Raw genomic sequence first — 6,898 nt, 5'->3', positions numbered from 1 at the left:
TTTTGTCCGTGGCCTGCGTTGGCTCGGTCCTTACAGCCCGCGTTGGGGATGCTCGGACCTCGCCGCCTTGGCCACAGCCAAAATCCCTCGCCGCAGGACCCCGCGCAATTTTCGGACACGCTCTCAGATGCTGCGGCAATTGATTCCTGAAATTGCTTCGAGCCGCGGGCGCGCGTTGCAAACGCCGCGGTTTCCTCACTTGCGCGGTCTGATTTCGCTCGGCGAGCGTCAGCTTGAGGGTTTCCTGAGGTGGCGGGACTTGTTGGGCGAAGCGGAGCGCGTCGCGGCGGAAGCGCTGGCGGAGCGCCAGGCTTCGCTCAATTTCGACGACGTTATCAACCTCCAGTACACGTCGGGCACAACCGGGTTTCCCAAAGGCGCGATGCTCACGCACCATAATCTGCTGAACAACGCGTTCTGGATTGGCGAACGCCTGAGCTTTACCCACCGGGACCGGCTGTGCATTCCCGTCCCGTTTTATCATTGCTTCGGGATGGTCGTGGGCAACCTGACGTGCGTCGCGCGGGGCGCCACGATGGTCTTGCCCGCGCCGCACTTCAGTCCGTTGCCCACGCTCCAGGCCATCGCGCAGGAACGTTGCACGGCGGTGCACGGAGTGCCGACAATGTTCATCGCGGAACTGGACCACCCGCAGTTTCGCGAGTTCGACCTGACCTCATTGAGAACCGGAGTAATGGCCGGGGCCCCGTGTCCCATTGAAATCATGAAGCGCGTGATGGCAGAGATGCACTGTGAGCAAATCACCATCGGCTGCGGCATGACCGAAGCCTCGCCTATCTGCAACATGACCGAAGCGGACGATCCCATCGACGTGCGCGTGAGCACAGTCGGCCAAGTCATGCCGCATCAGGAACAGAAAGTCATCGATCCCACGACCGGGCGCATCCTGCCGCGCGGCGCGCAAGGCGAGCTTTGTTACCGGGGATACCACGTCATGCGCGGTTATTATAACAATCCGCAAGCCACGCGGGACGCCATCGATGCAAGCGGCTGGCTGCACAGCGGCGACCTGGCAGTCATGGATGAGGCCGGGTATGTCAGAATCACCGGACGGATCAAAGACATGATCTGCCGCGGCGGGGAAAAGATTTTCCCGCGCGAAGTCGAGGAGTTTTTGTTCCGGCATCCGAAGATCGCGGAGGCCTACGTGATCGGCGTGCCGGACGATTATTACGGCGAGCAAGTCGTGGCGTGGATCAAGCTGAAGGACGGCGCCGAAGTGACCGCGGCGCAAATCCAGGAGTTCTGCAAAGGCCAGATCATGAACTACAAGATTCCACGCTACGTGAAGTTCGTCACCGAATTCCCCACGACGGTGACGGGAAAAGTGCAGAAGTTTCGCATGCGAGAGATCAGCGCGGAGGAATTGGGCGTGAGGTAAGGACGCGTTCCACCGCGTCCCTGATCAATCCCGATGCGATGGGTGCACGGCAGACCGACGACGTGAAAACCTGGCGCCTCCGCGTTCCATCGTCACTTTTTCGGATTGTCGTTTTGCCTCACGGTCTAAAGTGGGACGGAGTGGAATCCGTCCCTGCCACCGCGCGGAAAAAGCGCGAGGCCGATGCGCGTGACGCCGGGACCTGGAAGATCGCTTCGCCGTCGGGGTTCATCGCGGTGCCGACGGCGGTCCACGTCTGCAAGTCATTCGAAACCTCAATTGTCAGTTCCGCGCCCGGCCTACCATGCAGCGTCAAAGTCAGATCTCCGTTGGCAGACCGTTTCCACGAAGCGAGGCGAACCGTGGCTCGGACGTGTCGTGATCCCGCGATCACAACGCGGTTGCCGTCGAATGAAGCCGGGCCAGCAAAGAGCGCTTCGTTCGCAGTGTCGCGGCTTGACGTGGTTTGATAGGTCAACTCCCGCGGCTGATTGTCGAAGAACGGACCCCACTTTACCTGGCGATTCACGGGGTCGAATTTCCCCTTGTGCGAGACGTGGGTCGCGTTCCAGCCAGGCGGAAGCTCGTTCTGGACCGCGAAGGACTGCACGGTCGAGGCCGGTCGGGCGGAGATTCGCACTGAGAAAGGAGTCCATCACGAAATCGTTCGGAAAATTGTGCTCAGGCTCTCTTGCCGACGCTTAGGGCGGGGTATTCCTCCGAGCGCCTTCGACTCAAGGCCAAATCCCAATGAACCGCACCTTCCACGGATGATTCAAGAATCGAGCCAAAGGAGCGCGGCAGCTTGCCCGCGAGTTTTTCAAAAATCTCGCCATACCCCCACGCGGGCAAGCTGCCCGCGCTCCTTCTTGAATCAACGTAAGGGGTCATGGCGAACCGCGCTTGAGCGGACCGGACAAGCCTGAGAAGATGCCTGCGGAATAACTTTCGCGGCTCATGAAAATCATCGCTTGCCAGCTTGATTGCGTCTGGGAAGACAAGAAGGCGAATTACGCCCGCGTCCGTTCTTTGCTCGACGCCGCCTCGATTCCTGCCGGCGCTCTCATCGTGCTGCCGGAAATGTTTTCCACCGGCTTCAGCATGAACGTCGCGGGCATTCGCGAAAACAATCCGTCCGAAACCGAGACGTTCTTGGCGAATGCCGCCCGGCATTACCGCGCTTTTCTTCTGGGCGGACTTGTCACCCGGGCTGAGGACGGCCGGGGGCGAAATGAAGCGGTCGCTTTTGATCCGAACGGAATGTTCCTTTGCCGCTACGCCAAGATTCATCCCTTCAGCTTCGGCGGCGAAACCCAGCATTACGCAGGGGGAAGCGAGATCGTGACTTTTCCGTGGGGCGATTTCGTCGTCGCTCCCTTCGTTTGCTACGATTTGCGATTCCCTGAAATCTTTCGCGTCGCCACGCGGCGCGGCGCGCATTTGCTGGCGGTCATCGCGAATTGGCCGACGCGACGATTGAATCACTGGGTGGCACTGCTCCGCGCGCGAGCGATTGAGAATCAAGCTTACGTCGTCGGCGTGAATCGCGTGGGGAACGATCCCAAGCTCGCGTATCCGGGCCGCAGCCTGATCGTCGATCCACAAGGAGAAGTCGTCGCCGAAGGTTCGGGAGAGGAGCAATTGGTGAGCGCGGAGGTGGGCGTGGGGAGAGTGATTTCGTGGCGGAACGAGTTTCCCGCGCTCGGTGACATGCGGTCGGAATTCGTGCCGAGGTAACACTCCAATCTAGCGGCCGCAATCTTCGGAACGATCCTTCCCTGGGGCTGTCTATTTCCGGTGGAGCGCGGCAGGGCAAGCAGCTAAGCTTGAACAGCCGGCAATAGACATGCGGAGCCAAACCTCTGTTATCTCTGTTGCCTCCTGTTAAGGAAAAGCCGCGTCCGTGAGGACACTTCCGCGAGAGGCAGGCTGGAAGCCTGCCCTACATTGGATGAAACTGTCCGTCATCATTCCGGCCTTCAATGAGGCCAAGTGGATTCAACGCTGCGTGCGCAGCGTTTTCGCCGCCATCCAGGCCAACGCGCAGCCAGGTCTGTCCGCCGAAGTCATCGCCGTCGATAACAATTCCTCGGATGGCACGGGGGACCTGGCGCGAGCCGCGGGGGCGAGCGTTGTCTTTGAACCCGTCAATCAGATCGCCCGGTCTCGCAACGCCGGCGCCGCCGCGGCCACGGGCGATTGGCTGCTGTTCTTTGACGCGGACTCGCTGCTGCCACCGGAAACCCTGGCCGATGTCCTGGAGACCATGCGGAGCGGGACGCATGTCGGAGGCGGCACGGTAGTCGCCTTCGATACGATCCCCTGGTGGGCCGGGCCTCTGCTGGCGGCGGGAAACTGGCTCTTTCTGCTTTTTCGGATCACACCGGGCTGCCTGATATTTTGTCGCGCCGATGTGTTTCGCGAACTGGGAGGGTTCAGCAAAGATTTATATGCAGCCGAAGACGCCGACCTGGGAAGACGGATGCACGCCTGGGCGAAGCGGAACGGTTCGCAGATCGTGATGCTGCGCAAACACCCGCCCATCACGTCGAGCCGCAAGCTGCATCTCTACAGCAAGCCCGAAATATTGAAGCTTCTGTTCCGGTTCGCGCGCTCGCCGCGCGCGACGCTCCGGAATCCGAAAGATCTTCCGGTTTTCTACGATGGAAGGCGGTAGGCTGCTCGCGTCGCGCTCCAACGCTGCCGACCACTGCTCCGGGAGAATGTCGAAAGACGAATTTCTAAGCCGTAACAATTCAATCAGGAACCACGAATGAACACGAATCGACACGAATAAGAATGGGTTCCGGCGCTTTCTCGACGTTCACGTCAAGGATCACTTTGCCGTGACTTGACGCTGACCCGGTGCATGGGCACTTCATCCCCGTCCGAATTCGTGTTGATTGGTGTTCATTCGTGGTTGAACTGGATCGAGACGGTTAAACCAAGAACGCCGCCAGCCCTTCGGGTTTCGGAAAGCGCGGAAGCACATTGAACTGGCTTCTTGAAGGTCCTATTCTGCGCGCCGCTTTTATGCCGAAAAAGAAAACCGATACAACCTCTCCCCCGGCCGAGTTTGGTTTTTCCATGCCCGCAGAATGGGAGAAACACGAGGCGACGTGGTTGGGCTGGCCGCACAACCCAACCGATTGGCCCGGCAAACTCGACACCATCCGCTGGGTCTATGGCGAAATCGCGCGCAAAATTGCTCCCGGCGAAATCGTGCGGATGCTCGTCAATTCCAAGACCGACGCGAAACGAGCGCAAGAATACCTGAGGCGGGCCCGCGCGGACGTGCGGCGTATTCAGTTCGTCGTTCATCCGACGAATCGTGGATGGACGCGAGATAGCGGGCCGATCTTCGTGAAGCGCAGAAATCGCCAATCGCCAATCGCCAATCGCCGACCACCAATCGCCGATCGCAAATCCGAAACCGCCATCGTCCATTTCCATTTCAACGCCTGGGCCAAATACCGCGATTGGCAGAAGGATCGCCGTGTGCCGGAGACCGCCGCGAAGCTGCTGCGCAAACAGCTCTTCCGTGCCGAGTGCCACGGCAGAGATTTTGTTCTGGAAGGCGGCGGCATCGAGGTGAACGGCCGCGGCACTTTGCTCACCACGGAGGAATGTTATCTCGATCCGAAAATTCAGGTCCGCAATCCGGGCCTGGGTCAAAAGGAAATCGACGAGACGCTGAAAAAGTATTTAGGCGTGACGAACGTGTTCTGGCTCGTCGCCGGCCCCGTCGGCGACGACACGCACGGACACATCGACGACATCTGCCGCTTCGTGAATCCGGAGACCGTCGTGCTGATCAAAGAAACGAACCGGAAGGACGCCAATTATCGTCCGCTGTCCGAGAACTGGGAACGCATTCAGGATTTGCGCTTGGAGGACGGATCAAAACCGGAAGTTGTTCCGCTGCCTATGCCGGCGCCGCTGTACTTCGGTGGCTGCCGTTTGCCAGCCAGCTACGCCAATTTCTACATCGCCAACGCGGCCGTGCTGGTGCCGACATTCAACGACCCGAACGACCGCATTGCTCTGGGCACTCTCTCGGAACTGTTCATGGATCGGCCCGTGGTGGGCATTCACGCGGTGGATCTGGTGCTCGGCTTCGGCACACTGCATTGCCTGACGCAGCAGCAACCCGCTTGAGGCAAGGCTTGGTGGCTGCCATCCACCTAAGCGAGGCGAGCGGAGAATCAGATGTCCTCGCTTCGCCAAACCTGGCGCTGGATGCCTTCGTGAATATCAATCGCCGCAGATTGACGATCATCCCGTTTCATCCCCAACAACTGTATCTCCAGAAAACGCGGCCTTAGGGTCTGTTCAGTTGCCGCGCATCACGCCAAACTTCTGCGCCCGCTTCCCGTTGATCTCGGTGACGTACACCGCACCGTCGCTCCCGACCGTGATTCCGTGCGGCAGGATGAAGTTGCCGGGTTCTGAACCCAGTTCGCCCCACGCCCCAAGAATCTTTCCTTCCAACGTCATCTTGAGCGCGCGATGCGCCCGGCCATCCGCCACGAACACCGTTTCATCCGGCGTGATGAAAAGGCCGAACGGCGCGAAGCCGTCGAACTGTCGGATGAATTTGCCGTTCTGATCGAACACCTGGACGCGGTCGTTCTCGCGATCCGCGACATAGACCCGCCCTTGAGAGTCCAGCCGAACGGCGTGCGGCACATTGAACTCGCCTTCACCCGTGCCTTTTTTTCCCCAGGCGAGAAGGAACTTGCCGGCGTGGTTGAATTTCACGACACGCGAATTCCCGTAGCCATCGCTCACAAAGACATCTCCGTTTGGCGCGAACGCGATGTCGGTCGGTTTGTCGAAGCGCCTGTCGTCTTCACCGGGCGAATCCTTCACGCCCAGACTCAGCAGCACCTGGCCGCCCGGGCTGAACTTCGTGACGGTGTGATTGCCGTTGTCCGTCACCCAGATGTTGTCGTCTTTGTCGAGTCGCAGGCCGTGCGCAGACTTGAACAGGCCGTCGCCGAAGGAGCGGAGAAACTTCCCGCTCTGGTCGAACACCAGGATCGGATGCTCGCCGCGATGGAAAAGCACGACGTTGCCTTTGGCATCGGTCGCGACGCCAGACACGGCGCCGAGCGTCCAGCCGGAAGGCAGTTGCGGAAAGCCCGCGACCGCACGGTAACTTGCGCCCTGGGCTCGGCCCGAAAGTTGTTTGGCCATCGCGATGTCGTAGATGAAAATCCCGTAGCCTACACCGGCGGGGTCGCGAGACTTCGCCATTTGAAACGCGATGAACCGGCCATCGTCGCTCACGGCCGGATTCGACGCCTTGTAGCCGGGATAATCGCTGAAGTATGTCAGCCGCTCGGTCTGGCCGCTGCCGTCGAGTCTTAGAGCGTGTCCGAAAATTGCGCGGGGTCCTGCGGCGAGGGATTTTGGCTGTGGCCAAGGCGGCGAGGTCCGAGCATCCCCAACGCGGGCTGTAAGGACCGAGCCAACGCAGGCCACGGACAAAAG

Annotated in this window: 6 protein-coding genes; 4 read left to right on the top strand and 2 right to left on the bottom strand. The window is 60.0% G+C overall.

Features of this window, described 5'->3' with window-relative positions; all coding sequences use genetic code 11:
• On the top strand, positions 1-1,402 hold a 1,402-nt coding region (locus FJ398_24665; GenBank protein MBM3841088.1), incomplete at its 5' end, for an AMP-binding protein.
• 118 nt (positions 1,403-1,520) lie between these two features.
• On the opposite strand, the gene FJ398_24660 is transcribed toward FJ398_24665, so the two are convergent.
• Positions 1,521-1,931 (bottom strand): hypothetical protein, encoded by a 411-nt coding sequence (locus FJ398_24660; GenBank protein ID MBM3841087.1) that lies wholly within the window; start codon positions 1,929-1,931, stop codon positions 1,521-1,523.
• Between the two features lie 428 nt (positions 1,932-2,359).
• Between FJ398_24660 and FJ398_24655 the strand changes: the two genes are divergently transcribed.
• From FJ398_24655 to FJ398_24645, 3 genes are all read left to right on the top strand, one after another.
• Positions 2,360-3,139, top strand: a complete 780-nt coding sequence (locus tag FJ398_24655) for a carbon-nitrogen family hydrolase (protein MBM3841086.1) — start codon at positions 2,360-2,362, stop codon at positions 3,137-3,139.
• Positions 3,140-3,353: 214 nt separating this feature from the next.
• The gene (locus tag FJ398_24650; protein ID MBM3841085.1) at positions 3,354-4,079 is read left to right on the top strand and encodes a glycosyltransferase; all 726 of its coding nucleotides are present in this window, start codon (positions 3,354-3,356) and stop codon (positions 4,077-4,079) included.
• Between the two features lie 356 nt (positions 4,080-4,435).
• Complete coding sequence (locus FJ398_24645; protein MBM3841084.1) at positions 4,436-5,560, top strand: agmatine deiminase family protein; 1,125 nt, start codon at positions 4,436-4,438, stop codon at positions 5,558-5,560.
• Between the two features lie 174 nt (positions 5,561-5,734).
• On the opposite strand, the gene FJ398_24640 is transcribed toward FJ398_24645, so the two are convergent.
• Positions 5,735-6,694, bottom strand: a complete 960-nt coding sequence (locus tag FJ398_24640; protein MBM3841083.1) for a hypothetical protein — start codon at positions 6,692-6,694, stop codon at positions 5,735-5,737.
• Positions 6,695-6,898: the final 204 nt, after the last annotated feature.

Source organism: Verrucomicrobiota bacterium (assembly GCA_016871535.1).
Taxonomy (GTDB): domain Bacteria; phylum Verrucomicrobiota; class Verrucomicrobiia; order Limisphaerales; family SIBE01; genus VHCZ01.
This window is presented reverse-complemented; position numbering and strand designations above follow the sequence as displayed.